Annotated in this window: 21 protein-coding genes; 6 read left to right on the forward strand and 15 right to left on the reverse strand. The window is 69.1% G+C overall.

The genetic code is table 11. The annotated features are described in order from the left end of the window. The first annotated feature begins 163 nt into the window (after positions 1 to 163). A complete protein-coding gene (locus tag Ato02nite_RS09115) occupies positions 164 to 1,810 on the forward strand; it encodes a methyl-accepting chemotaxis protein (protein ID WP_213006036.1) in 1,647 nt (548 codons plus the stop codon). Positions 1,811 to 2,342: 532 nt separating this feature from the next. On the opposite strand, the gene Ato02nite_RS09120 is transcribed toward Ato02nite_RS09115, so the two are convergent. From Ato02nite_RS09120 to Ato02nite_RS09145, 6 genes are all read right to left on the reverse strand, one after another. After that, on the reverse strand, positions 2,343 to 2,834 hold the full coding sequence (locus Ato02nite_RS09120) for an ATP-binding protein (RefSeq protein WP_213005981.1): 492 nt from the start codon (positions 2,832 to 2,834) through the stop codon (positions 2,343 to 2,345). Beyond that, entirely contained in the window at positions 2,831 to 3,058 is a 228-nt protein-coding gene (locus Ato02nite_RS09125; protein WP_213005982.1) for a hypothetical protein, read from the reverse strand. The genes Ato02nite_RS09120 and Ato02nite_RS09125 overlap by 4 nt, the downstream gene beginning before the upstream one ends. 99 nt (positions 3,059 to 3,157) lie before the next feature. Beyond that, entirely contained in the window at positions 3,158 to 3,559 is a 402-nt protein-coding gene (locus tag Ato02nite_RS53210; RefSeq protein ID WP_438873026.1) for a DUF4326 domain-containing protein, read from the reverse strand. An 89-nt stretch (positions 3,560 to 3,648) separates the two neighbouring features. Continuing rightward, positions 3,649 to 4,551 carry a methyltransferase domain-containing protein gene (locus Ato02nite_RS09135; protein WP_246606387.1) on the reverse strand — a complete coding sequence of 301 codons (903 nt, stop codon included), beginning with the start codon at positions 4,549 to 4,551 and terminating at the stop codon, positions 3,649 to 3,651. Positions 4,552 to 4,796: 245 nt separating this feature from the next. Then, on the reverse strand, positions 4,797 to 6,434 hold the full coding sequence (locus tag Ato02nite_RS09140) for a glycoside hydrolase family 27 protein (protein WP_213005983.1): 1,638 nt from the start codon (positions 6,432 to 6,434) through the stop codon (positions 4,797 to 4,799). Beyond that, positions 6,431 to 7,534 (reverse strand): ricin-type beta-trefoil lectin domain protein, encoded by a 1,104-nt coding sequence (locus tag Ato02nite_RS09145; protein WP_246606389.1) that lies wholly within the window; start codon positions 7,532 to 7,534, stop codon positions 6,431 to 6,433. Before Ato02nite_RS09145 ends, Ato02nite_RS09140 begins: the two co-directional genes overlap by 4 nt. A 348-nt stretch (positions 7,535 to 7,882) precedes the next feature. On the opposite strand from Ato02nite_RS09145, the gene Ato02nite_RS09150 reads away from it, so the two are divergent. Further along, a complete protein-coding gene (locus Ato02nite_RS09150; RefSeq protein ID WP_213005985.1) occupies positions 7,883 to 10,048 on the forward strand; it encodes an alpha/beta hydrolase in 2,166 nt (721 codons plus the stop codon). Continuing rightward, entirely contained in the window at positions 10,048 to 11,283 is a 1,236-nt protein-coding gene (locus Ato02nite_RS09155; protein WP_213006038.1) for a poly(ethylene terephthalate) hydrolase family protein, read from the forward strand. Before Ato02nite_RS09150 ends, Ato02nite_RS09155 begins: the two co-directional genes overlap by 1 nt. 64 nt (positions 11,284 to 11,347) lie before the next feature. Here the strand turns inward: Ato02nite_RS09155 and Ato02nite_RS09160 are convergent, their stop codons facing one another. The 3 genes from Ato02nite_RS09160 to Ato02nite_RS09170 all read right to left on the reverse strand — a co-directional run bounded on the left by Ato02nite_RS09160 (position 11,348) and on the right by Ato02nite_RS09170 (position 15,520). Continuing rightward, positions 11,348 to 12,643, reverse strand: coding sequence for a poly(ethylene terephthalate) hydrolase family protein (locus Ato02nite_RS09160; protein ID WP_213005986.1), 1,296 nt, complete (start codon positions 12,641 to 12,643; stop codon positions 11,348 to 11,350). A 169-nt stretch (positions 12,644 to 12,812) separates the two neighbouring features. Then, entirely contained in the window at positions 12,813 to 14,207 is a 1,395-nt protein-coding gene (locus Ato02nite_RS09165; RefSeq protein ID WP_213005987.1) for a non-reducing end alpha-L-arabinofuranosidase family hydrolase, read from the reverse strand. A gap of 26 nt (positions 14,208 to 14,233) precedes the next feature. Further along, the gene (locus Ato02nite_RS09170) at positions 14,234 to 15,520 is read right to left on the reverse strand and encodes an extracellular catalytic domain type 1 short-chain-length polyhydroxyalkanoate depolymerase (protein ID WP_438873027.1); all 1,287 of its coding nucleotides are present in this window, start codon (positions 15,518 to 15,520) and stop codon (positions 14,234 to 14,236) included. 335 nt (positions 15,521 to 15,855) lie between these two features. Between Ato02nite_RS09170 and Ato02nite_RS09175 the strand changes: the two genes are divergently transcribed. Further along, entirely contained in the window at positions 15,856 to 16,029 is a 174-nt protein-coding gene (locus Ato02nite_RS09175) for a hypothetical protein (RefSeq protein ID WP_213005988.1), read from the forward strand. 185 nt (positions 16,030 to 16,214) lie between these two features. On the opposite strand, the gene Ato02nite_RS09180 is transcribed toward Ato02nite_RS09175, so the two are convergent. Further along, positions 16,215 to 16,850 carry a dihydrofolate reductase family protein gene (locus tag Ato02nite_RS09180; RefSeq protein ID WP_213005989.1) on the reverse strand — a complete coding sequence of 212 codons (636 nt, stop codon included), beginning with the start codon at positions 16,848 to 16,850 and terminating at the stop codon, positions 16,215 to 16,217. Positions 16,851 to 17,478: 628 nt separating this feature from the next. Here Ato02nite_RS09180 and Ato02nite_RS09185 point away from each other — a divergent pair. Next, positions 17,479 to 18,054 carry a dihydrofolate reductase family protein gene (locus Ato02nite_RS09185; RefSeq protein ID WP_213005990.1) on the forward strand — a complete coding sequence of 192 codons (576 nt, stop codon included), beginning with the start codon at positions 17,479 to 17,481 and terminating at the stop codon, positions 18,052 to 18,054. Positions 18,055 to 18,285: 231 nt separating this feature from the next. Here the strand turns inward: Ato02nite_RS09185 and Ato02nite_RS09190 are convergent, their stop codons facing one another. After that, positions 18,286 to 19,029, reverse strand: coding sequence for an SDR family NAD(P)-dependent oxidoreductase (locus tag Ato02nite_RS09190; RefSeq protein WP_213005991.1), 744 nt, complete (start codon positions 19,027 to 19,029; stop codon positions 18,286 to 18,288). A gap of 40 nt (positions 19,030 to 19,069) precedes the next feature. Further along, positions 19,070 to 20,104, reverse strand: a complete 1,035-nt coding sequence (locus Ato02nite_RS09195; protein ID WP_246606391.1) for an AraC family transcriptional regulator — start codon at positions 20,102 to 20,104, stop codon at positions 19,070 to 19,072. A 15-nt stretch (positions 20,105 to 20,119) separates the two neighbouring features. Here Ato02nite_RS09195 and Ato02nite_RS09200 point away from each other — a divergent pair, with 15 nt between their 5' ends. Further along, entirely contained in the window at positions 20,120 to 20,731 is a 612-nt protein-coding gene (locus Ato02nite_RS09200; protein ID WP_213005992.1) for a ferritin-like domain-containing protein, read from the forward strand. Here Ato02nite_RS09200 and Ato02nite_RS09205 read toward each other — a convergent pair. The 3 genes from Ato02nite_RS09205 to Ato02nite_RS09215 form a co-directional block, all read right to left on the reverse strand. Further along, the gene (locus Ato02nite_RS09205) at positions 20,667 to 23,432 is read right to left on the reverse strand and encodes a helix-turn-helix transcriptional regulator (RefSeq protein WP_213005993.1); all 2,766 of its coding nucleotides are present in this window, start codon (positions 23,430 to 23,432) and stop codon (positions 20,667 to 20,669) included. The two genes, Ato02nite_RS09200 and Ato02nite_RS09205, sit on opposite strands and share 65 nt — an antisense overlap. 126 nt (positions 23,433 to 23,558) lie before the next feature. Further along, a complete protein-coding gene (locus Ato02nite_RS09210) occupies positions 23,559 to 23,747 on the reverse strand; it encodes a hypothetical protein (RefSeq protein WP_213005994.1) in 189 nt (62 codons plus the stop codon). Between the two features lie 4 nt (positions 23,748 to 23,751). After that, entirely contained in the window at positions 23,752 to 24,963 is a 1,212-nt protein-coding gene (locus Ato02nite_RS09215) for a low temperature requirement protein A (RefSeq protein ID WP_213005995.1), read from the reverse strand.

Raw genomic sequence — 24,963 nt, forward strand, 5'->3', positions numbered from 1 at the left:
TATCCGGATACCGAAGGCCCGATCCGTCCCCCGCAGTGAACTGTTTCCCAAGCTGGGGTTAGCTCCGTCATCTTCTACGGCGCGCTCGCATAGTCAGGGCAGTAAGCGGATGCCCGCCGGGCAGAACGAACTTTTCGTTCGAAAGAAGGACTGTATGGCCACCATGACCCTCTCTGCAGACACACGCACAGGCACAGGGATCGGGACTGGCACCGGGCCTCGGCGACCGTCCTTCGCTGATCTGAGCGTCAGCGTGAAAGTCCTCGCCGCGGTCGGAACCGCTGCCCTGGTCGCGTTGATCGTGGGGATTCTGGGACTGCTGTCATTACGTGACGCCAGCAACGCGGCTCAGCTGATTTCCCGTAGCAACGTCGCGAGCATCAAAGCAGTCGGGCAGCTGAAGGCCGTCATATTGCAGGTCCGAGTGGACACTGCGAACCAGGCGTTGTCGGTCGATGAGGCATCGAGGACGAAGTTCGCCGACTCCTTCACGGCCGACCTGCAGGCGTACACGACGGCGATGGCCGCCTACCGGGCCAGCAACCCGGCGTCGGACGCCGCCCTGATCGACCAGATGCAGACCGACTGGGACACCTACGCCGACATCGCCACCAACAAGCTGATCCCGGCCGGGAACCGCAGTGCCCTGGTCGAGTGGGCGAAGATCCGCGACAGCGAGGCGCTGCCCATCCTGAAGAAGTTGTTCGAAGCCCTGGCCACCATGGACGGCCTGGAGACCGCGGACGCCGCGAAGAACGCCGCCGCCGCGAAGTCAGGTTATGAGTCCAGCCGGACCACCTCGATCATCACCCTGACCGTCGGCCTCGTTCTCGCGCTGGCGATCGGTGTCATCGTTGCCCGTAAGATCGTGCAGTCGCTGACCAAAGTCACCTACGTGTGCGACGGACTCGCCGACGGCGACCTGACCCGCCACACCGGCCTCGACACCCGCGACGAACCCGGCCGGATGGCCCGTGCCCTGGACACTGCTCTCGGGCGGCTACGCCAGACGATCACCACCATCGAGGGATCCGCTACCTCACTGGCCGGCGCATCCGAGCAGATGAGCAGCACCGCGGCGAACATCGCCGCCTCGGCGGAGCAAACCTCGGCGCAGGCCCTCGCGGTCTCCGCTGCCGCGGAAGAGGTTTCCCGCAGCGTCGAAACGGTGTCCTCCGGTAGCGAGGAGATGGGGGCGTCGATCCGGGAGATCTCCCAGAACGCCGCCGAAGCCGCCCGGGTCGCCTCCGAAGCCGTCACCATCACCGCCAACACCTCAGCCACCATGAACAAACTCGGCGAATCCTCCGCCGAGATCGGCAACGTCATCAAAGTCATCACCGCGATCGCCGAGCAGACCAACCTCCTCGCCCTGAACGCCACCATCGAAGCGGCTCGCGCCGGGGAAATGGGTAAAGGCTTCGCCGTGGTCGCCTCCGAGGTCAAGGATCTGGCCCAGGAGACCGCCCGAGCCACCGAGGACATCTCCCGCCGTGTCCAAGCCATCCAGGCCGACACCAGCGGCGCGGTCACCGCGATCGACGAGATCTCCACGGTGATCGAGCGGATCAGCGAGTTCCAGACCACCATCGCCTCAGCCGTGGAGGAACAGACCGCCACCACCGCGGAGATGAACCGCAGCGTCAGCGAAGCAGCCGGCGGTGCCGGGGAGATCGCGCAGAACATCACCGGCGTCGCCGAAGCCGCCCGGATGACCAGCCAGGGCGTCACCGAAACCCAGCAGGCCACCACCGAACTCGCCCGCATGTCCACCGAACTCAGCAGCCTGGTCGCCGCCTTCCGCGTCTGACCACTACCGGGTGGCCCGGGAACCTCACCCCCAGGCCAGGTAGCGACCGCCGCAGCCGGCTACTCGCGACTGGACTGGGCCTCGATCCGCCATTGGACAGCGGCAGAATATCCGGATGGCTGTCGTCATCGCCGGACCTGTCTTTCATGCCCGGTCGGCGATGAGTGCCCGCGGGGTGTAGAGGCCTTGGCGGAGTGCTCGCAGCGTGGCTGCGATACGGGTGGGGACACCACGACGATCCCGCGTAGGTGGCCCGGAGGAGGTCCGCCACCGCTGAGCACGGCAATCCGCCGCACGCTGTCGGGGCCGTCGGCCGCGGGCAGGGGAACGTGACGAAGTCGTGGCGCGCGGCCAGTGTGCCGACGCCACGGTGAGCACCGCCGAACCGCAAGTCAGCAGTGGGTGTCCCGGCATCCAGGGGGACGCGCCTCAGCAGGCGTGGCACATACGGCCGAAGCGAGAGCCTGGACCGCGGCCAGGGTCCGCGAGACCGTTCCGAGTTCGGCCAGGAAGATCCACGGCCGGCGTCAAGTCACCCATCCCGTTTCGGGGCTTGGGCGGTTTCTTCACGCTCTGGACTTGTCTTCAGGGCGACGGTGACGGTTGTTCCATGGTCGGCAGTAATGTCGACGTGGTCCGAGATCTGGCGCACTATCCACAGCCCACGCCCACCCGGTGTGGACAGCGGCACCGGGCGCAGGCCGGCATCATCCGGCTGGGCCATGCCGGGACCGTCATCGGTGACCTGCAGGTGCACTGCCCCGTCGCTGCGCCACATTTGCAGCCGGCCGGTTCCGCCGCCGTGCCGGATGGCGTTGGTGGCCAGTCCGGTGGCGATCAGCGTAATCGCGTTGAGGCGCCCGTCGGGCAACCCGAGCTGGGCGGCATGGGCAGCCACCGCGGCGCGTAACGCGTACAGGCCCTGCCGGTCGAAATCCTGGGCCAGGGTGACTTCATATGGGGGCTGCGCCGGTACGCCGCTGTGCGGCGACCGGGTTTCCTCCGCGCCTCGCTCTGAAGTCATCGGGTCGTCTGTACCCGTAGTTGGTCCGCCTCATCCGCGCCGACGAGCCGCAGCGTTTCGGCTACCGTCCCCGTGCAGGTGATGATCATGTGCCGATTGGCGGGCAGACTGAGTGCCGCTTTGGCGACGGTGGTCGCCGCGGTGATGTGGAGGAACCGGAGTTTGCTCAGGTTTACGTGAATGTCGGTGTCGAGGCGCAACGCTTCGCCCAGCGCCTGCTGCAACGGTTCCAGCCGGGTGTAGTCCAGTTCCCCGGCGACGCGGATGCCCGGCGGGCGATGCCGTCATCGTACCTGACCTGCACATTTGCCAACTCGCTTGCCTCAGCGTCGCTCTCTCAGCGATCCATCCGACCGGGCAGGTCCCGCATCCGCCATCGTCGGATGCGGCCCACCAGCCAGCACCGGCTTCGACTCAGCCGATAACCTCCAGCAGCCCGTCGGCATGGCAGTCGACAGTCGGCGGGCACCAGCACGCCAATGCACGCCGGGCAATTTCTTGCGGGCCAGCTCGATCAACTCGGGCTGCTCGTGCAGCCACTGACGGTAGAGGCGCAACGCCTCCGTCCGGCCGTACACGCGGGCGCTATAGAGGTTGGCCCACGGCGATCGCCGCAGCCCGAAGCCCTGCCGCCCCACACAGACTGCCCCCGGCGGGATCACCGGATGGTACAGATCACCGGACACCCGCACGCGCGCCGAGCGTGGGGCGGGATTCGAACTCACGGCAGCACGCTACGACCCACGCTGAGTTGTAGAGGTGCCGCCGTCGACCTACCGAAGCACTACCAGTCTCGACTAGCGCCAAGCTGATCTTAGTCGGGGCGACGTCCCCACGCCGAGATCAGCGGTGCGAGGGTGAGATCGAGCTCGCCGGCGCCGACGGCCGCGACGTGCGCGTCGATCTCGGCGTCATCGGCCAACCGGGCGGCGACCAGCTCGGCGCGGACCTGCCGCATCGTCGCGATCTCCAGACGGTTCAAGACTGCCCCGCCGACCGGGAAGCTGCCCGCCGCCGCGACGTCGACCAGGCCGGCCTCTCGCAACGTCCTGGGCAGCGTACGGCCGTAGCGCATGTCGGCGCCGCGGCGTGTCATCAACTCGCGGAACGCGCGCCGCAGCCGGTTGGCTCGCCGCTGCGCCGGGCCGCTTTCGTCGAGGCAGACCAACGGCTGCAGCTCGGTGTCGGCGTCCTCCACCAGTAGCCAGCCGCCGGGTCGCAGCGCCGCCACCATCGTCGCCAGTGCTCGAACGCGGTCGGGCACATGGACGAGGACGAGCCGGGCGTGCACCAGGTCAAACGGCCCCGGCGGCGGATCCGCGACGATGTCGTGCCGGCGTACCTCATAGGTCCCATGCGGGTCCAGCCACGTTGGATTGATGTCCGTAGCCAGGACGTACCCGGTGGGTCCGACGGCCGCGGCGAGCGCCTCGGGGATGCTGCGACCTCCGGCCCCTACCTCCCAGCAGCGCCATCCCGGCCCCACCCCCAGACGGCCGAAGTGCCCCCGGGTCACGCCGTCGAACAGCGCGGACAGCGCGACGAACCGCTCGCCTGCCTCGGCCTGCGCGTTGTCGAGGAGGTAGCGATGATCAGGTGCGGACCCCAATACGCCCGACGAGCCGGCAGCCTCCGCGGGCGGGCTCGCGGTGGTGGCCGAGCCGGGTTCGGGGTCGGGGTCGGGGTCGCGAGCCCACGGCGAGGAGTTCACAGCCACATCTTCACCTACGCCCCCGTTACCTTTTGATCGTCCCCAGCCGGGGAATGCTCGGTCGCCCGGTTCGGTATGACTTACCGCCCCTGTCGTTCGCACCGCGGCCTACGCCAGTCAGCCGTCCCGCCTGGGCCCACGCGGTCTGGAAGTGGCCCCGCACGTGGCTGCGGAGCGTCCGCCCCCCGTCGGCCGAGGCCTTGGGCGGGCGGAACCACTGCGGCGGCCGGCTTCGCCGGGTCGCGGATTCGTCAGCTCCGCGACCATCGCTGGTTCGTGGCGGCGGTGCATGTCCACAGCAGGACGGCCGTGCCGTTGGCGGTCAGGTTGTGGTCGACGTCCAGGCAGAGGCCGGACTGGTTGCCCCGGATGGTGCCGTCGGCGTCGAACGTCCACTGCTGGTTGGTGCCGCCGTTGCAGTCCCAGAGCTGAACCTTGGCCCCGGCGATGGCGCCGACCGGCGCGTCGAGGCATTTACCCAGCGACTGCAGAGCCGAGCCGGACGAGGTCCATTGCTGGTTGCCGGCGGTGCCGCAGTCCCAGATGACGGGCTGGGTGCCGTTGCTGGTGTTGCTGTTCGGCACGTCGAGACAGCGCCCGGACGACGCGCTGACCAGCCGGTTCGACGTCGGGGTGGGCGGGTTGCCGGTGGTGCCGCCGCTGACCCGGTAAACGACCGTGCCGTGCGAGGGCACGCTCGCGCTGATCGTCCCGCTCGTCGTCGTGGTCGCCCCGGTCCACGCGTCGACCAGGGTGAACGACGACCCGCTCTTGCCGATCGCGGCGGCCGTGGTCGAGATGGTCCGGGTGCTGCCCGACTGGTTGAACAGGGCCACCGCGACGTCGTCGTTGGACAGCCGCTTGGCCAGCACCCGCTGGTTGCTGTCGGCGACGATCGAGCGGGCCTGGATGCCGAGGGTGTCCTGGTTGATCGCGATCAACCGGGAGTTCTTCAGGATCGTCTGCGTGGCCGCGTTCATATTGCGGATGTCGTTGCCGGCGATCAGCGGGGACGCCATGATCGCCCACAGAGCGAAGTGCGACCGCATCTCGGTGTCGCTCAGCGTTCCCCGGCCGACCTCCATCATGTCGGGGTCGGGGAAGGCACCCGGGCGGGCATAGCCGGCCAGCGGCACGTTCACGTCGACGATGTTCTTGATGCCCATCGGGTAGCCGTTGGTCTGCCCGGTGTCCCAGGCGAGCTGAATGTCCTCGGTGGTGCGCCAGATGTTGGCGACGTCGCCCCAGTCCCGCTGCGGGCCGGTCTTCGCGTGGACACTGTTGGAGTTGATGCTGTAAAGGATCGGCCGGCCGGTGGCCGCGAGCGCGTCGCGCATCTTGGCGAACGTGGCGACCTGGTCGTTGATGCTGCCGCTGGGCGAGCACCAGTCGTACTTCAGGTAGTCGACCCCCCAGGCGGCGAACTGGCGGGCGTCCTGGGACTCGTGGCCCAGGCTGCCGGTGGCGCCGGGGTACGAGTTGAAGTACTGCCCGCACGTCTTGTCGAGCGGTGCCTCGTAGAGCCCGAACTTCAGCCCTTTGCCGTGCAGATAGTCACCGAGGGCCTTCATGCCGCTCGGGAAGCGCGTGGGGTCACCCTGCAGGTTGCCGGCCGAGTCGCGATTGGGGTTGAACCAGCAGTCGTCGACCACGACGTACTGGTAGCCGGCGTCCCGCATGCCGGTGCTGACGATGGCGTCGGCCATCTGCCGGATCAGGGTCTCGTTGATGTTGCAGCCGAAGGTGTTCCAGCTGTTCCAGCCCATCGGCGGCGTACGGCCGACCCCGTTGTCGAGCGCCTGCGCGGGCGACCCGCCGGCGACGGTCAGGCCTGCGGACACCAGGAGCAGTGCCGCGGCGAACACGGTCCTCAGAAGTTTCATGGTCATCGCCTCGTCCAGAGCTGGTTGGCGGCCGCGGTGCAGGTCCAGAGAATCACCGGCGTGCCGTTGGCGGTGGCTCGGCCGGAGACGTCCAGGCAAAGACCGGATTGCGTGTTGCTGATCGTGCCGTCGGACCGCAGCGACCATTGCTGGTTCGCGGCGCCGGTGCAGTCCCAGAGTTGGGCCTTGGCACCGGCCGTGGCACCGGTCGGGGAATCCAGGCACTTGCCCACTGCCCGCAGGGTCTGTCCGTCGTACGTCCAGAGCTGGTTGGCGGCGCCGCTGCAGTCCCAGATGATCGGCTGAACCCCGTTGGTGGCGCTGCCGTTCGGCACGTCGAGGCAGCGCCCGGACGCGGTGCCGACCAGGGCCTGCCCACCGCTGCCGGTGCCGGGGTCGCCGATGCTGCCGGAGACCGCCCGCAGTGCGCTGTACCAGGTGGCGGCCATCTTGTCGTATCCGCCGGCGGTCGGGTGGATGCCGTCGATCAGGTCGCTCGTGGTCAGCGCGCTGTGCATGTCGACCAGGTGCACCTTTTTGCCGGCGGTGGCCTTGCTCTGCACCATTGCCGGGATCGTGGCGTTGAAGGTGCGCGCGGCCGACTCCTGGCCGGCGTTGGCCAGCGGAATGATGGTGGCCACGAACACGTCGGCGGTGGGTGCCGCGGCGGTGATGTGGTCGATCAGGGTGGACAGCCGGCCCGGCGCGCCGGAGACGTTGTAGTTCTGCAGGATGTCGTTCGTGCCGATGTGCAGAAGCACGGTGCGGGGCGTGAAACGGCCCAGCCATCCGCTGATGTTGGCGTCGATCTGGTCGATCCGCCACCCGGGGTGGCCTTCATGGTCGTGGTCGCCGAGCGACGACGGGCCGTTGAACTGGCTGCCGACCAGGTCGATCCGGTATCCGCCGGCCGCGAGCCGCTGCCACAACCCGATCCGGTAGCCGCCGGGGACCTGCGTGCCCTCGGTGATCGAGTCGCCCAGCGGCATGACCCGGACCCCGCCGTTCGACTCCGCAGCGGCGACACCGGGCGGCAGGGCGATACCGGTTGCCGCGATCAGGGCGCCGAAAACCGCGGCTGCCAGCCATCTTCTTCGTCCGCGCACGTGCGAGTCTCCTTCGTCCTCGGCATTGGCACCACTACGACGGATGCGAGACCGCATGTGAACGGGAACAGGATGGATATCCGCAGCTCGTAGCGCCTTCGGGAGTGGCCGCTCCCGGATGAATGGGAACGTTCACAAACGAATATCGAAGAGGTTGCCAGAATATTTCCGACCAATCAAGTGACGATCATCAATTATTTGGCACGGTGGAGAAATCGGCTCGCACCGACCTCCACGGGAGTCGGCAGATAACTGTTTTTCGGTCGCCGATCCGGTCAATACATTCAACAAGATCTATGTAATGGTGGAGGTTCCCGGCCCGGTTCCGTCGAATCGAGGAGGAGTCCCATGCCGTCTTCCGCTCATCGCCGGCGGTTCGCCGCGGTGATCGTCACCGCCGCCCTGGGCGGCACCGTCGCCGTGACGGGCGTGCAGCCGGCCGCGGCCGCCGCGCCGTGGCTCACGGTCGCGGACGGGTTCGCGTCGTTCCGGATCCCGGCCGCCGACATCCAGAGCACCATGGGCACCGTGTCGTCGGTGGTCGTCGAGGCCAACTTCGGTCCGTCGTCCACGGTTTCGGAGCTGGGCCTGGTGCGTTCCGGCGACGCCTGGGCGTCGGTGATCGGCCCATTGCCGTCCGGGCTCTACCGCTACCGGCTACGCGGCGACGACACCAAGATCGTCGGTGATCCCACGAACACCGCGACGGTCACCTCGGATCCGACCTGGCGGACCGTGTTCATCCCGGGCGACTCCGCACGACTGCTCGCCGACGTGCCCGCGGGTCAGGGCGGGACGATGGCGACCCTCACCTACCCCGGCGGCTCGGCCAACGTGTGGACCCCGCCCGGGTACGACGCGCACCGCGCCCGGCCCTACCCGGTGCTGTATCTGCGGCCCGGCGAGGGCGGGGGCTATGCCGACTGGGCCGAGCTCGGGCGCGCCCGGCAGATCCTGGACAACCTCTACCTGCAGGGCCGGATGGAGCCGATGGTGGTCGCGATGGGAGGCGACCTGAGGGATCTGGCCCGCGCCGTCGACGCCGGCTACCACGTCGCCCGCGATCCCGCCCACCAGGCGCTCGCCGGGGTGTCGTCGGCCGGTGCCGAGGCCGTGCGGGTCGCGTTGACCCGGCCGGGCGAGTTCGCCTACATCGGGTCGTTCGCCGGCACCTATCCCGACGGCGCCCTTCGTGCGGACCCGCGGGCCGTCAACGCCCGCACCAGGCTGCTGCGCCTGTACACCGGCAACGTCACCGACCCGGCCTACGACCCCACCTACCGGCTGCTGCGACGCATGAAGCAGGCCGGCATCCGGTACCAGTTCGACGGGGTCAACCCCGATGGCGGCCACAACTGGACGGCGTGGCAGGAAGACCTGGCCGACTTCGTGCCCCGGCTCTTCCGCGCCGTCCCCGGCCACGGCCCGAGCGCGGGTCATCTGCCCCTGCGGCACGAGTTCACGCCGCCGGCGCCCGGCACGACCCCGACACCATGGCTCACCAGGCTCGCCAACGGCGACACCTTCGTCACGGTCGAGACCGGAACCGCGTTCGCCGCGGCCGAGCACGTCACCCTCTGGGGCAACTGGGCGCCCGGCGGCAGTTGGGTCAACGTCCCGATGATCCGGGCCGGCGACCGGTGGCGAGTAACCGTGGGGCCGATCAAGCCCTGGTTCTACTACTACAAGTTCATCGTCGACCGCGTCTCGCAGAAGGACACCGCGAACCCGGCGAGCATCACCTCCGAGCCGACCTGGAGCACCTTCCTGGTACCCGGCGAGCGGTCCCGTCTGCTCGCCGACGTACCGTACGGCCAGGGCGGCACGGTCGAGACGCTCACCTACGACAGCACCGTCGCCGGGGAGCGGCGATCGGCGCACGTGTGGACGCCGCCCGGCTACGACCCGCACCGCCGGGCGCCCTATCCGGTGCTCTACCTGCAGCACGGCGGCGGCCAGAACTACACCGACTGGGTCGAGATGGGCCGCGCCAAGCAGATCCTCGACAACGAGTACCGCGACGGCCGGCTCGTCCCGATGGTGGTGGTGATGGGCAACGGCAACGTCCCCGACTTCACCCGGGAACTGCGGGAAAACATCGTTCCGGCTGCCCGCGCCCGCTTCCACATCGCCCATGATCCGGCCCGGCAGGCGCTCGCCGGACTGTCGATGGGCGGATTCCAGACGTACGCCGTACTCAAGGACCACCCCGGCGAGTTCGCCTACATCGGCACGTTCTCGGCGGCGATCGGCTCACCCGGCGGCGGGGTCGATCCCACCGGTTACGACGCCGAGGCCATCAACAATGGCACCAAGCTGATCCGGGTGTACGTGGGCAACGTGACCGACTTCGTGCAGCCCTTCGCGATGGCGACCATGGCGGCGTTCGACCGGATCGGCGTGCGGTACGAGTTCGCCGGCGTCACCGAGGGCCCGCACGGCTGGGATGTCTGGCAGAAAAATCTGATCGACTTCGCGCCCCGGCTGTTCCGCTCCGAGACGAGCACCCGGTGATGCCGACCCGGGCCGGTCGGGCAGCCGCCGTCCTGACGGTCACCGCGCTGGTCGCCGCGGCCGCGGCCCTCGCGCCGCGGGCCGCGTCCGCGGCTGACAACCCGTATCAACGCGGCCCGGACCCCACCGTGGCGAGCGTGGCGGCGACCCGCGGCACGTTCGCGACCGCGCAACTGACCGTGCCGGCCGGAAACGGGTTCGGCGGCGGATACGTCTACTACCCCACCGACACCAGCCAGGGCACCTGGGGCGCGGTGGCGATCGTGCCCGGCTACTCCGCGCGGTTCGCCGACGAGGAAGCGTGGATGGGGCCGTGGCTGGCGTCCTTCGGATTCGTGGTCATCGGCGTCGAGACCATCACCCGGACGGACGGGGCCGACGCTCGCGCCACCCAGCTGCTGGCCGCCCTCGACTATCTGGTGGGGCAGAGCCCGGTACGCGATCGGGTCGATCCGGCACGGCTCGCGGTGATGGGCCATTCGGCGGGTGGCGCCGGGACGATCATCGCCGCCGAGCGACGGCCGTCGTTGCGGGCCGCGGTCGGACTCGCGCCGGGCACACCGGGCAGCCTGAGCCTGGCCACCGATCGGGTGCCGATGATGGTCATCGGCGGGCAGACCGATCCGACGGTCACGCCGTCGTACCTCGACAACCTGTACGCCACCGTGCCCGCCGCCACGCCCAGCGACTTCGTGCAGATCGCCGGCGCCGACCACCTGTTCTTCACCCGCGCGAACAACACCGAGATGAAGGTCCTGATCCCCTGGCTCAAGATCTTCCTGGACAGCGACACCCGGTACACGTCGCTGCTGTGCCCGTCGCTCGCCGACCCCAGCGGGATCTCCCTGTACCGCAGCAAATGCCCGTACGTCCCGCCCGGAACCACGTCGCCGTCGCCTTCGTCGCCATCGCCGTCGTCGCCCGGCCCGCCGGTTCCGGTCGCCGCGTGCACCGCGACCTACCGGACGGTCAACGCCTGGCCGGGCGGCTTCCAGGGCGAGGTCGTCGTGACCGCGGGCGGCACCGCGATCACCGGATGGACCGTCCGATGGACCCTCGGCAGCGGTCAGACCATCTCGCAGCTGTGGAACGGCAACCTGACCACCAGCGGCTCGGCCGTGACCGTAGACAGCGCGGCCTACAACGGGTCGGTGCCGCCCGCCGGCTCGGTCGTCTTCGGTTTCCTGGCCACCGGTTCCCCGACGACCCCGGCCCCGGTCTGCGCCAGCCCGTGAGCACGGGACGCCGGACCGCGGGAGCGGGTGCCGCGGCCCGGCGGCACCCGTCCGATCCAGGTGGCTACCGCAGCGACCACTGCTGGTTGCCCTGGCCGCCGGCGACGCAGGCGTAGGCCTGCAGCCCGGTCCCGTTGCCGGTGCCCTGACCGATGGCGTCGAGGCACTTGCCGGACCCGGTGTTGACCAGGTTGCCGTTGCCCGACAACGTCCACTTCTGCCCGGCAGCGCCGTTGCAGTTCCACAGGTTCACAGCGGTGCCGTCACTGCCGACGTTGAGACACTTGCCGCTCTGCGGATTCACCAGGCTGTTGCCGGTGTAGTTCCAGACCTGGTTCCACTGCCCGGTGCAGTCGTACAGCTGCAGCCGGGTACCGTCGGCGGTGCCGTAACCGGTGATGTCCGCGCACCGGCCACTGGCCGCGCCCCGGAGAGCGCCGGTGCTCGGCGGCGACGGCGTGACCGTCGGAGTGGGGCTGACCGTGGTCGACGACGACGGCGCGCCGGCCGGAATCAGCGAACATTTCGCGCTGTACCGGGCAACCCGGGTGGTGTCCTGCAAGGCCGGGCACATCAGCGGGCTGTACCTGGTGTCGCCGTCGACGAAGATCTTCAGCCACGGGATCTGGGTGCGCAGTTCGATGTCGTTGGCTTTGGTCCAGAAGAGGTGGTCGGCCCCGCTGTACTGCACGTACGCGCCGGGGGTGCCGGAGTTCAGCGGCGGATAGAGGCCGTCGAGGTAGGACGGGGTCACCACCGTGTCGTTCTGGCCGCCCTGGATCAACGTCGGCACCCGGTCGTTGCTCAGGTTCCCGGACGGGAAGTAGGGTGCGAGACCGATCGCGGCTTTCAGCGACGGGCGCTGGGTGGCCGCGTAGAGGGCACCGCCGCCGCCCATGGAGTGGCCGATCACGGAAAGACGGCTCGGGTCGACGCGGTCGCGTACGGAGCTCTTCTGCGTCAGGTAGTCGAGGGCGGCCAGCAACTGGGTGCCGCGGGCGGTGTCCCAGTCGGTGGTGCTGTTGGTCTCGACCCCGATCACGACGAACCCGAACGAGGCCAGCCGCGGACCCATCCAGGCTTCCTCGTCGGCGAATTTGGCGGTGTAGCCGGGCACAATGGCCACCGCACCCCAGGTGCCCTGGCTGGTGTCGGTCGGGTAGTAGATCGTGCCGCCGTTGAAGCCGTTGCCCGGCGAGACATTGACCTGCGCGGTGGCGAACGGCCCATAGGTGGCGGCGACGCTGGCCACGGTGGGGTCCGGGCCACGCTGGTACGGGTTGTCGGCGGCGGAGGCCGATCGCGTGGCGACCACTGTGGCGGCGACCGCCACGCCGATCGCGACCGACGCGCGCAGCATGCTCCGCCGCCGTCCGGCCGGACCGGTTCGTGGCCGCGCCGGACCCCCGTTACCGGCGGGCGCCTGGCCGATGTCCGATTCATTCATCGTGGGAGTCCTCTGCTATCGAGACGGGTAGCCGTTGCGGCCGGCGAGGCTTCGCCGGCCGCAACGGCTTTGCAGAAGCCGATCAGCGCTGGAGGGTGAGCAGACCCGGACGCCACGGCAGGTTGTTGTAGTCGCCGCCGGCGTTGGGGTCTTTGCCCTGGTAGAGCAACTGCATGTGGCACGGATCGATGGTCTTGGTCTGATCCGGGTTGGTCCGCACCAGATCACCGTGGCTGATGTCGTTGGTCCAGCTGGCTCCGCTGTTAGCCTTGCCCGCGAACGGGTTGCTCTCGGTCGCCGCCTGCGGGGTCCAGGAACCGCTGAGGCTGCTGGAGGTGAACGAGCGGAAGTAGCGGCCGTTCGCGCCGATCGCCTCGACGATCATCAGGTACTGGTTCTGACCCTGCACCTTGTACACCTCGACCGCTTCGAACAGGTTGTTCGTCGAGTCGCTCATGATCGTCGTGTACGACGAGCCGAAGCTGCCCGGAAAGTTCCCGATCGGCATGCTGGCCCGGTAGATCTTGCCGTTGTCGCCGGCGAAGAACAGATACATGTTCTGGCCATCGCCGATCAACGTCTGGTCGATGACACCGTACGGGGCGTCGGAGATCGTCCCGGTGAACAGCGTCTGCACGCTCGACCAGCCGTTCGCGTTGGTAGGATCCGAGGAGGTCTTGTAACTGAACGACGTCGGGCCCCACTGATAGGCCAGCACCCAAATGTTCTTCGGCGCGAAGTACAACAACGTCGGCGCGACCGTGCCCTGACTCATCCCGTTCTGACTGGCCGAGGCCATATCCGACCAGTTGGTGAACAGACCGAAGTTCATCGAACCGTACGACCCGTTGGCCACGTTCGACGCGTACACCAGATGCTGGCCGTTGTAGACGACATTGGTGAAGTCCTTCAGCGACGTCCAGCCGTTCTTCGGACTGGCCAGCGAACCGGTCGACGTCCACCGGTACGACGACGGCAGCGGGCACGAGCTCCCGCCGCTGTTCGACGGGGACGGGGTCGGCGATGTCGTCGGCGAGGTGGTCGGCGAGGTGGTCGGGCCCACCCCGCCGGTGCACTCGACGCCGTTGAGCGTGAAGCTGGACGGGCTGGGGTTGCTGCCGGTCCACGAACCGTTGAAGCCGAACGACACGGTGCCGTTCGTCGCGATCGAGCCGTTGTAGCCGGCGTTCTTCGCGGTCACCGCCGCGCCGCTCTGGGTCACGGTCGCGTTCCACGCCTGCGTCACGGTCTGCCCGGCGCCGTAGGACCAGGTGAGCGTCCAGCCGGACAGCGCGTCACCGAGGTTGGTGATCGACACGTTGGCGCCGAAGCCGCCCTGCCACTGCGACGAGACGGCGTAGTTCACCGAGCATCCGGCGGCGGCGGCGTGCGCGGGCATCGCCACGACGACCGCCGCCGCCAGCAGACCGAGGCCGCCCGAGAGCAGGCCGACGGTGACTGGTTTGGATCTGGTCATGGGTTTCTCCTGAGGGGGACGGGGACTCAGCCGACGCCGCAGGCGGCGCCGTTGAGGGTGAAGCCGGACGGCGGGCCGGAGTTACCGGTGTGTGTCGCCTGGAAGCCGATGCTGACCGAGCCGCCGGCCGGAAGCGCGGCGTTGTAGGACACGTTGGCCGCGGTCACCGCACCGGAGCTGGGCGTGTAGGTGGCGTTCCAGCCCGAGGTGATCGTCTGCCCGGCGGGCAGCGTGAAGCCCAGCGACCAGCCGTTGACGGCCGTGGCCGACGTGTTGGTGATCGTGATGCTCTCGGTCAGGCCGGTGTTCCAGGCGCTGATCGTGGCCGCGACCCGGCACGCACCCGAGCCGGCCGGCGGCGAGCTCGACGGCGGGGTCGAGGGTGAGGTCGGCGGCGAGGACGGCGGGGTCGAGGTGCTGTCGAGGCCGAGGAACGAGATCGCGTACGCCAGCTGGCCGGACATCGGCAGTGCGTGGCCCACGCCGGCGATGCTGATGCCCTCCACCGTGGCCCGGGTGCTCGTGGTGCCGTACCGGGTGCGCGTCCACGAGGACTGGGGATGGTCGGTGAACGCGGGGGTCTGGCTCAGCCCGTGCAGGGCGGTCCACTGTTTGATCTCCTCGCCGAAGTTCGGATAGGAGAGCGTGGTGTCGGTGGTGCCGTGCCACAGCTGCATGCGCGGGTAGCTGCCGCTGTATCCGGGGTACATCGCGCGGGCCTGGCTCGCCCACTGGTCGGCGGTCTTGATCAGGCGCCCGCCGGAGCAGGTGCTGTTCCACAGCGAGCCGTCGGTGGTCGCGAAGCAGCCGGCCGGGACGCCGGAGAACGCCGAGGCGGCCGAGAACACGTCCGGGTACTCGGCGGCGAGCACGTTCGTCATCATCGCGCCCGAGGAGAAGCCGCTGACCACGATGCGGGCCGGGTCGACGTTGTAGTGCGAGCGGGCCCAGGCCACCATCGACATGATGCCGGTGGAGTCGCCGCCGCCGTCGCGCTTGAGGGCCTGCGGCGTCGAGACGTCGAAGCAGCTTCCGCTCCGGGTGGCCTCGGGCAGCACGATGACGTAGCCGTAGCGGTCGGCCGCGGTGACGTAGTCGTGGCCGTTGCCGTTGAAGATGCCGCCGGCCGAACCGCTGCAGTAGTGCACGAGCAGCAGCAGGGCCGGTTTCGGGGCGACGTTGTTCGGCACGTAGACGTACATGTTGAGGTTGGTCGGGTTGTTGCCGAAGCCGGTCACCCGGGTCAGCGCCGCCGCGGCGGCGGGCCGCGCCAGCAGCAGCACCGAGGCCGCGATCAGGGGAAGCATGGCCATCGAGAGGACGAGGCGTAGGTACCTTCGCACCACGGCTCCTTTCCGCGATTCCGGGGAACCGCAATCGCGTTACGTTAGCGTTAACAAACGTAAGGCGGACATTACGGGAGCGCTCCCAGACATTCAAGAAGATAACTACGTTTAAACGCCCATCCACCGTATAACAGTTTTTTAGCAATGGATTTCGGTAACTGCCGCCGGGCGCACTTATCGAACTTCATCATTGACAACGGCCGATGTGCGCGACCTCGTCGAGGAAAACGTTTCCGCGTGGCGTATGTCGCCCGACGGTCTGCCCAGCTGCGCGATCGGCTGGGTTGACCGGCCTTACACCGATGAACAGCCCGTGGCAGGACACCGACTCCGGCCGGAATTTCGGCTGGCGTTGCCGGCAGGCCACCCTCAACGGTCAGCAGGCGTTCGTCGTGGAATACGTCGTCTGCGTCTACTGCCGGATCGGGTGGGTTGACAAGCCGTACACCATCGAGCACTACCAGCGCAGCATCTGAAAGACGAAAACTCTCTCCTGCGCGTCACCCCGTGGCCGACTTCGCCCGCGTGCTCTGAGGCGTCCGCCTAGGTCTGTCCGGGGCACTGACCTGCGTCCCGACCGTGCCGGTTCGACAAGACCGGTGCCGGACCGAGCCGGCCAAGCGTCGGCTGTCCGGGAACGCCCGCGGTTCAGTGTCGACGTTCACGAGCCGGCCTTCCGTGTAAACGTGAGGTGGGTGACGCCGCTGGGCGACGAGACCGCCTCGACGTCGTAGGCATCCTCGAGGGCCTCCAAGCCGTCCCAGATGCGGACGCCGCGGCCGAGCACGATCGGGACCTGGACCAGATGCATGTGGTCGACGAGCCCGGCGGCGAGAAAGTCGCGTACGACGGTGGGGCCGCCGCCGATCCGGACGTCCCGGCCCTCGGCTGCTTCGCGGGCCGTCTCGAGCGCCTCGGCCGGGGCCGCGGCGAGGAAGTGGAACGTGGTGCCGCCCTCCATCTCGATCGACGGCCGAGGACGGTGAGTCAGAACGAAGGTCGGTGTGTGGAACGGCGGGTTCGGGCCCCACCAACCCTTCCAGGCCGTGTCGTCCTGCCAGCCGGGCGGGCCGAACTTGTTGGCGCCCATGATCTCGGCGCCGATGCCGTGACTGTGGCGCTCGGCGAAGGCGTTGTCGACGCCGGCGGTTCCGCCCGCGTCCCAGAACCGGGTACCGAACATCCACTCGTGCAGACGCTCGCCCGCATGGCCGAACGGTGCGTCGGCGGACTGCGGCTCGCCCGTGCCGAAGCCGTCGAGGGAGATGGACAGGTTGTGGATCCGTGTAAGTGACATCCGCGCTCCTTGATTGGTGATGCGCTGTGCAACCGGGTCTGGGGAGATTGACCAGAGCGACCGGAGATTCTCATCGGCCGCCGAGGTCGGAATGCGCGACGCCAGTACCTACCGGACGTGAGACCTACTGTCATTGCCGATCAGCGCACCGAGTACGCCGTTCGTTTCATGATCCTCTGTTTGGGCACGCCCAACGACGTCGTCGGCGCTCCTCCTGAAGTATGAGTCCGAAGATCCCTCCACCGACGGAGGCGTCGGCTATCGCCGGTTGCCTAGGGTGAGCGGCATGATCGATGGCGGCCTCACCACACCGGCCGCATAAGTGAGGAGCGGGCAGGCCACGGACGGCGGTACGTGAGCGCGACGAGCTTGCGGTGCGCGACCTCGGCCCGTTCGAAGTTACGTCGGTGAGCTACCGGTGATGGGATCCGATCGGCTGCGCGTTGTCTCTGTCGGGCGGCACGACGGTGTCCAGCAACTGCCGGACGACCCGCGGCGCGCTTTGCCCACGTAGGTGAACCGGCTATGCCGGGCGTCTCACAGAGTGCAACGTGACTGAAGTTCAACGACGAACCCGAGACTTCCGCATATCGACAGGGCGTCGTAAGGCGCGGCCAAGGGAGACATTGTGACCGGCACGTACACCTTCGACATCTTCAGCACCCTCGACGGCTTCGCCAACCACAGCGGCGACTGGGGCGGCTACTGGGATAAGCAGGGCCCCGAGTTCCTCGCACATCGCGCCGCCGCCTACCGCGATCCCCTGCGCATGGTGCTCGGAGCGACGACATACACGTCGAACGCGCCGTTCCTCACGCCCGGCTTCGACCGCGGCCTGTTCGACGAATGGATCACGCGCATGTTCGACTCCCCCGTCACGGTGCTCTCCAACCGCCTGACCGAACCGCTCCCATGGCCGGACACGACCATCGAGGCCGGCGACCCGGTCGAGGTGGTCACCCGCCTCAAGGCCGAATCCGACGTGCCGCTGCGCTCCCACGGCAGCCTGACACTCAACCGGACACTGCTGAACGCCGGCCTGATCGACGCCATCGAGGTGACGGTCTTCCCGGTGATCTCCGGCACGACCGGCGTGGACCGCGTCTTCGACGGCGCGGACGACTTCGACCTCGAACTGCTCGACGCCCGGACCTTCGACGGCCACACCCAGGTGCTGACCTACCGGCCGACCCGGCACAGGTGATCCGCCTGCTCCGCCTCGACCGAGCAGTTGCTGGCCTTCGCCGTCGCCTCGGGGCCTCAAATTTGGCCCACATCCGGTTGCTGCTCCTGCTGCGGAAGCCAATGAACGACCCCTCTACCTGACGATCCGGGGCGGCGCCAGACTGACGGATCGTGATCTGGATAGAACGCGGGGCGTCCGAACAACATGCGATCTTGAGCCCCAGGCGACCGGGTCGCGCCGATGGGAGTGCTAGGTACGAAGGTAGGAAGCGCCGTTGAGGTCGACGATGCCGCCGGATGCCCATTCCGCGTGGGGTGACGCCAGCCAGTGCACCGCGGCTGCGACTTCCTCGACCCGTCCGGTCCGCTGGAACGGGCTCTGGGAGCTCATTTGCGAGGCGAGCGGTGACTTCCGGACGAGTTCGGTGTCGATAGGTCCGGGAGCTACCGTGGTGACGGCGATGCCGGACGGTGCCAGCGCGATCGCCAGCGACTGACCCAGCGCGTTGAGTCCGGCTTTGCTCGCGCCGTATGCGGGTGCGTCCGGCATGCCGCGGAAGGCGCCCCGGGACGAGATGTTGATGATTCGGCCCCCGCCGGCGGTACGCATGTGCTGAGCGGCGCACCAGATGACGTTGGCTGTGCCGGTGAGGTTGGTGTCGAGGACACGTCCCCACCGCTGCTGCCACTCGTCGTACGAGCAGTCCAGTAGGTCGTGTGGCACGTAGTCGGCGGCATTGTTGACGAGCACATCGAGTCCGCCGAGTAACTCCGCGGCGCTGTCGACGGCGACGCGTACGGCCCCGGGGTCGCGCAGGTCGGCCGCCACCGCTACATGGCCCCGTCCCGGAAGCGAATCTCGCAGTTGAGCGGCGAGAGCCTGGGAGGTCCGGTAGTGGATGGCCACGCGGTCACCGCCCGCGGCGAAGGCCTCCACTACCGCGGCGCCGATGCCTCGGGACCCACCGGTCACCAGAACTCGTCGAATCGTCATGTACCAGGTCTTTCTGCTGGTGCGGCCGGGTGTAAGCCGATCAGATCTTCCGCGATGCGGACGGGGCGCCGGTGCGGGTGTACGCGCGCAGGTGTGCGTCGCGCGTCGGCGGATTGCCGAACTGGCGCCGGTAGTCGCGGCTGAACTGTGCGGGGCTTTGGTAGCCGACGCGGCGGCTGATCCCGGCGATGTCGGCGGGGTCGGCGGCCAGCAGGAGCCGGGCCTGTTGCAGCCGGATCTGTTTTTGGAACTGGATGGGGCTCATCGCGGTGACGGTCTGGAAGTTGCGGTGGAAGGCGGAGGTGCTCATGCCTGCCTGCTGGGCCAGCTCCTCGACCCGGAAGGGCTGCGCGTAGTCGTCGCGGATCCGTTGGACAGCGCGGGCGATGTGGCTCAGGCTGCTGTCGGGAAAGCCGAACTGGCGTACGGTGGCGCCCTGCTCGCCGGTGATGAGCCGCCAGATGATCTCGCGTTTGATCAGGGGGGCGAGCACGGGGATGTCACGCGGCCGGTCGAGCAGGCGCAGCAGCCGGACCGCGGCTTCGACGAGCTCAGCCGGCGCGGTGCTCACGGCCAGTCCCGGCGCCGTGTCCGGGTCGAGAGCCGCCGGTTCGTCCGCGCCGGCCTGCAGCAGCACCTCGGCGATGGCGGACGGATGCAGGGTCAGCCCGAATCCGAGGCCGGGCTCCTGCGGGCTCGCCTTCTCGAAGTAGGCAGTGACGGGCAGGTCGACCGAGGCGATGAGGTACTGCCCGGCCCGGTACTCGTACAGATGTTTGCCGAGCGCGAAGCGTTTGGTCCCCTGGGCGACGAGCGCCAGCACTTTGCCGTACGTGGTGGGAACCGGCGGTTGAGGCCGTTCGGCTCGGAAGATGCGCAGGTCCTCGATCGGCGTGCTGAGGTCGGGCCGAGCATGGCGGGCGAGCAGATCGCGCAACTCGTCGAGCGACATGTCCTCGATTGAAACATCCGGGTCAAGATCACCGCCCGTGCCGCGCGACGGTGAGCCGGCGAAGCGCGCGTCGGCCACCGGGCGGCGCCCGGCGGTTAGGTCATTCGACAGATGCACGCTCACCGGGCCTGCTCAAGCATGGAACTCGTGACTTCTTCCGAAGGCGAGCGCCTCCTGCCGCCGGGGCCCGCGCTGCGGACGCGTGAGGTCCGCGACCGTGCCCTGTTCGACCTGGACGACGGTCCGGTCACGCCGTCGAACCACGCGGATCTGATGGCGGTGACGCGGTTGCTGGATGCGCTGCTCGCGAGCCTGCTCGTGTCCTCGCTGCAGTACGAGCAGCACGCGCTGGCCATCCGCGCGCCGTCCGCCCGGCCGTTCGCGGATTTCCTGTTCGCCTGCGCCGATCGCGACCGTGGTGACGCGCGCCGGCTGGCGGAGCGGATCCGGCAGCTCGGCTTCGTCGGCGAATACGATCCGCAGTATCTCGGCGTGCGGTCGCGGCTGACCTTCCGGGCGTACCCCGGGGAGCACCCCGCGGCCATCGTGACGCAGAACCTCGTCGGGGTACGGATCCTGGTGCAGACGTTGCAGGAGGCGGTGCGCTGGCTCGGCACCGATGATCCCACCACCCGGCGTCTGCTGGAACGGCTGCTGGAGGAGAAGGAGACGCAGGCCGACGGGCTCACCGCGCAGCCCTTTCCGCAGGAGGTGGCGACATCGCATCCCGCAGCCCGGACCGAGAGGTGATCCCCAGCTTCGGGAAGATCCGGTACAGGTGTGCACCCACCGTACGGTGCGACAGGTACAGGCGTTCCGCGATCTGCTTGTTCGTCATGCCGCCGGCCGCCAGTTGCGCGATCTGCAGCTCTTGAGCGGTCAACGCGGACAGGTCGGCCGGCCGCCCTTGGGCCGGCAGGAGCCCTGAGGCGCGCAACTCGCCCTCCGCCCGGGCACACCACGGCTCGGCCGCCATGGCCGCGAAGGCGTCCCGCGCCGTGCGCAGGTGCAGACGCGCCCGCGCCGAGGAGCGGTCACGGCGTAGTTTCTCCCCGAGGGCCAGCCGGACCCGGGACCCGTCGAACAGCCACCGTTCCGTCGCCGGATCGGCCAGCAGGCTCTCCACCCGGGTCACCGAATCGTCGGCGCCGGTGACGATGGCCTCGGCGCCGGCCTGGATCAGCGCCATGCGCGGTGACAGGGCCCCCACATCCGCGTCCCGCATCGCCTGGACGTGCGCCCGGGCGTCGACGGTGCGTCCGGTCCGGACGGCGGCCTCGACCAGGTCGAACATGACCCAGGTGCAGTGCGGCACATGCGGGGCCAGGACGCCGGGAGGGCTCATGGCGGCGGCGTGCCCGAAAGCAGCGTCGAAGTCACCCTGACCCTGGGCGGCGAGTACGCGGGGATGGTGCGCGAACAACGCCGCGGCCGACACGCCGCGCGGTAGCGCCCAGTACGTGATCTCATCGGCGAGCGCGTATGCCTCGTCGAACCGGCCCCGACCGGCGGCGATGATTGCCCGGTTGTACCGGAAGTACCACGCGAAGAACGGGAAACCGCTGGTGTCGCAGATCTGTTGTCCCTCGTCGGCGAGTTCTGCGGCTTCGTCCCACCGCCCGGTCAGATAGTCGTCGAGGCACAGGTGCATCAGGGCGCCGAGGTGCCGGCGGGCTGCTCCACCGTGGCGGCCCTGTTCGATCAGCCGCCAGGACGGCTCTCGGCAGTCGCCGAGCCGGTCGAGATAGACCGAGGCCGTCCCGACGCGTACGACGCGGGTGGGATCCGCATCTTCGGACAGCGTCCGCAGGACCGCCTCGATCCGGGGCAGGGCGGCCCGGCCGGTACGTACCGGATCGACGAAACTGTCGCTCGCCAGCGCGAGCACCTCGGGTGGCTCGGGCCGGAGTCTGCGCAGAGCGGAGAAGAACGGCGCCCAGTGTGCCGGCGTGCTGCCGTACCAGCACAGCAGGAGCAGGGTGTGCATGGCCTCGATGAGCGCGGGATCGTCCGCACGATACCCGTGGTCGCCGGTCTCGATGGCGCCAGTGAGCAGCCGGTGCGCCGTCCTCACGTCGCCTTCTCCATTGATCATGAGGAAGGCGGCCGCGCTGGCGGCGAGCAGCGACCCGGACGAGTCCGGGGCCGCCCGGCGCGCGTCGCTGAGCAGGGTCCGGGCATCGTCGGCGCCACCGCTGGCCTCGGCGCCGATGTAGGCCGCCTCGGCGAGCCGCCGACCCCGGCCGGCGCCGGTGGTGCTCAGCTCCGCGGCGCGGACCAGGGCGGCGATCGCGGCCAGCGCGTCGCCGCGCAGCATGACCCGGTGCGCCGCCTCCTGCAGCAGTTCGGCTACCGCCTCGTCCGGACCGGTGGCGGCCGTCGCCAGGTGCCATGCGCGACGTTCCCGGTCCCCGGCCAGGGCATCGGCGAGGGCGACGTGCGCGCTGCGGCGCTCCTCGTGGGTGGACATGGCCACGATCGCCGATCGGATCAGCGGATGCCGGAACGCGATGCGCGCGGTGGCGTCGTCCACCCGGACCAGCTGTTCCAGCTCCGCAGGCGCCAGGTCGGCCAGGCCCGACCCCTCGGGCAGGGCGGCCCGTAGCACCCGGACATCACCGGTGCCCTCGAAGGCCGCGAGCAGCAATACCCGTCTGGTCCGGTCGGGCAACCCGGTGAGGCGGGACGCGAAGACAGCCTGCAGCCGGTCGCTGAGGGGCACCACATCGTGCTGCACCGCACTCCGCTGCGCGGAGCCGAGGAGCGTGGCGGGCAGCTCGATCAACGCGAGCGGGTTGCCCTGCGCCAGCTCGAGCAGGCGCCGCCGTACCCTGATCGGCATCTGGGGTTGCCGGCTCTGGATCAGCCGCGCGGCGGCCTCGTCGCCGAGCGGCTCGACGACCTGCTCGGACAGCCCGCGCATGTCGAGGAAACCAACGGTTCCGGTACGGGCCGCCACCAGTAGCCCGGCCCTGCGGCCCGGCAGTCGCCGGGCGATGAAGCCGAGCACCACGGCGCTCGCCCGGTCGATCCAGTGCACGTCGTCCATCATCAGCACGACGGGAGCGTCGGCCGCGAGCTCGGTGACGAGCAGCAGCGCGGCGTTGCACACGAGCAGGACGTCCGGCGGGGCGCCGACGCCGAAACCGAGCGCCACCGACAGAGCCTCCCGCGGGCCGGGCGGAAGACGATCGAGATCCGCGTGCATCGGCAGCAGCAGCTGGTTGAGCGCGGAGTAGCTGACGTCGGCCTCGAACTCCGATCCGGATGCCCGCAGCACCCGCATTCCCCTGGAGGCGGCGAGTTCCGACGCGGCGGCCATCAGCGAGCTCTTGCCGACGCCGGGTTCGCCGCAGATCAGCCGGACGTCGCCCTCCTGACTTACGGCGTCAAGGAAACCGGATATCCGGGCCAGCTCGTCGCGGCGTCCGAACAATTCGTTACCGGTCAACCCCTACCTCACGCGCCTGTCGCCGTCCCGGCGAAGTGGATGTTCGGCAGGCTACAACGGGAAGCCGGCCGCCGGCCGCGCCGCGGGACGGGCGAGCACGATCGGTCAAGAGATCGGGAGCTTCCGTCAAGAGCCGGCCCCTGCCCGGGCCGGCGCTGCAGGACCGTTCTCGACGGCGGCGATCTCGGCCAGGACGGACAGCGCGGTCTCGTCGAGCGACGCTCCGCCGAGGTCGAGCCCGGCCGGACCGACGAGGCGGTGCAGACCCGCCGCGCCGGCCAGCTGGTGCAAATGGGAATTGCGGTGAAGATTCATTCAATCAGTCCGCAGGCCGGACAATTTTGACTGTTTCTCTCGAATGGTTGCCGGATTCTGGCCGCCCGTATCGGATCGTCTCGCCGGTGATCAGGACGGTCAGGACGAGAACCAGGGCCGCCAGCGCAGCGGTCGGCGGCAGCCGGACGGCGACGGGAGCGGCTGCGAGAAGAACGCCGGCCGTGACCAGGCGGGGCAGGCTCAGCGTGCGATGCATGCGGTGTTCGAACAGCAGGTGCCCGGCCAGGTAGAGCGTCGGGCCGCCGAACAGCGGCAGCGCGTAGTAGAGCCCCAACGGTGCGAACTCGGCCGCGTGCGCCACCACGCCCTCGACGCCCAGCGCGGTGAGCACGATGCCGGCGACGAGCGGGAAGTGTCCGTACGTGTAGGCGTCGACGGCCAGGCTCACCCGGGCCCGGCCGTCCACCTCGCCGAGGCGGCGTTCGGCCGCCGGCGACACCGCGTCGAAGTAGAGCCACCACAGGCACACCGCGGCGCCGACGCCGAGGGTGGCGGCGAGCAGCAACGGCACCCCCGTCGGCTGGCCGGCGGCGCCGGCGCCGATCGCCATGACCGACTCGCCGAGGGCCAGGATGATGAACAGGCCATGCCGCTCGGTCAGGTGCGCCGGGCTGTGCAGCCGCCAGTCGCCGTGCCGGGCGGTGAGGTAGATGCCGGCCCAGTCGACCAGCAGGGCGAGAGCGAACAGCGTCACCTGGGCCCAGCCGCCCAGCAGCGCCCCGCTCACCAGCAGGGCCGCGCCGGCCAGCAGGGGCAGCCAGGTGATCGCTATCTGGTGACGCAGCCCTGCGTCACCGGTCGCGGCGACGGCGTAGACCGCGAGGTGCACCCACCGCACGAGAAGGTAGGCGCACACCAGCACCAACGGGCCGGACAGCCCGCCGGGCGCATCCCGCCAGGCCTCGGGAATCGCCAGGCCGACCACGAAGATCGCCGCCATCGCCACGACCATTCCGCTCCGCAACAGACCCCGGTTCGCCCGGGAGTGGTTGCCCAGCCAGGTGTAACCGGACCAGGTACCCCACAGCAGGGCGAGCATGATCAAGCCCTGCAGGACGCCGTACGCGCTGTGCTCGTGCGCCAGGAAGGCGGTGATCTGAGTGGTCGCGAAGACGAAGACCAGATCGAAGAACAGTTCGAACGGCGTCGCCCGATGACCCTCGCCGGCCGGGTGTATTCCGCGTCGCTCTGTCAT

It is taken from the genome of Paractinoplanes toevensis, assembly GCF_018332695.1.
Taxonomy (GTDB): domain Bacteria; phylum Actinomycetota; class Actinomycetes; order Mycobacteriales; family Micromonosporaceae; genus Actinoplanes; species Actinoplanes toevensis.

What these genes read in the sequence shown, in the direction of transcription:
- Ato02nite_RS09200 (WP_213005992.1), top strand. Translation starts at nt 20,120, where the DNA reads ATGGAACTCGTGACTTCTTCCGAAGGCGAGCGCCTCCTGCCGCCGGGG.
- Ato02nite_RS09150 (WP_213005985.1), top strand. Translation starts at nt 7,883, where the DNA reads ATGCCGTCTTCCGCTCATCGCCGGCGGTTCGCCGCGGTGATCGTCACC.
- Ato02nite_RS09160 (WP_213005986.1), bottom strand. Translation starts at nt 12,643, where the DNA reads ATGCTGCGCGCGTCGGTCGCGATCGGCGTGGCGGTCGCCGCCACAGTG.
- Ato02nite_RS09175 (WP_213005988.1), top strand. Translation starts at nt 15,856, where the DNA reads ATGAACAGCCCGTGGCAGGACACCGACTCCGGCCGGAATTTCGGCTGG.
- Ato02nite_RS09115 (WP_213006036.1), top strand. Translation starts at nt 164, where the DNA reads ATGACCCTCTCTGCAGACACACGCACAGGCACAGGGATCGGGACTGGC.
- Ato02nite_RS09215 (WP_213005995.1), bottom strand. Translation starts at nt 24,963, where the DNA reads ATGACAGAGCGACGCGGAATACACCCGGCCGGCGAGGGTCATCGGGCG.
- Ato02nite_RS09165 (WP_213005987.1), bottom strand. Translation starts at nt 14,207, where the DNA reads ATGACCAGATCCAAACCAGTCACCGTCGGCCTGCTCTCGGGCGGCCTC.
- Ato02nite_RS09140 (WP_213005983.1), bottom strand. Translation starts at nt 6,434, where the DNA reads ATGACCATGAAACTTCTGAGGACCGTGTTCGCCGCGGCACTGCTCCTG.
- Ato02nite_RS09155 (WP_213006038.1), top strand. Translation starts at nt 10,048, where the DNA reads ATGCCGACCCGGGCCGGTCGGGCAGCCGCCGTCCTGACGGTCACCGCG.
- Ato02nite_RS09120 (WP_213005981.1), bottom strand. Translation starts at nt 2,834, where the DNA reads ATGACTTCAGAGCGAGGCGCGGAGGAAACCCGGTCGCCGCACAGCGGC.
- Ato02nite_RS09180 (WP_213005989.1), bottom strand. Translation starts at nt 16,850, where the DNA reads ATGTCACTTACACGGATCCACAACCTGTCCATCTCCCTCGACGGCTTC.
- Ato02nite_RS09210 (WP_213005994.1), bottom strand. Translation starts at nt 23,747, where the DNA reads ATGAATCTTCACCGCAATTCCCATTTGCACCAGCTGGCCGGCGCGGCG.
- Ato02nite_RS09170 (WP_438873027.1), bottom strand. Translation starts at nt 15,520, where the DNA reads ATGGCCATGCTTCCCCTGATCGCGGCCTCGGTGCTGCTGCTGGCGCGG.
- Ato02nite_RS09190 (WP_213005991.1), bottom strand. Translation starts at nt 19,029, where the DNA reads ATGACGATTCGACGAGTTCTGGTGACCGGTGGGTCCCGAGGCATCGGC.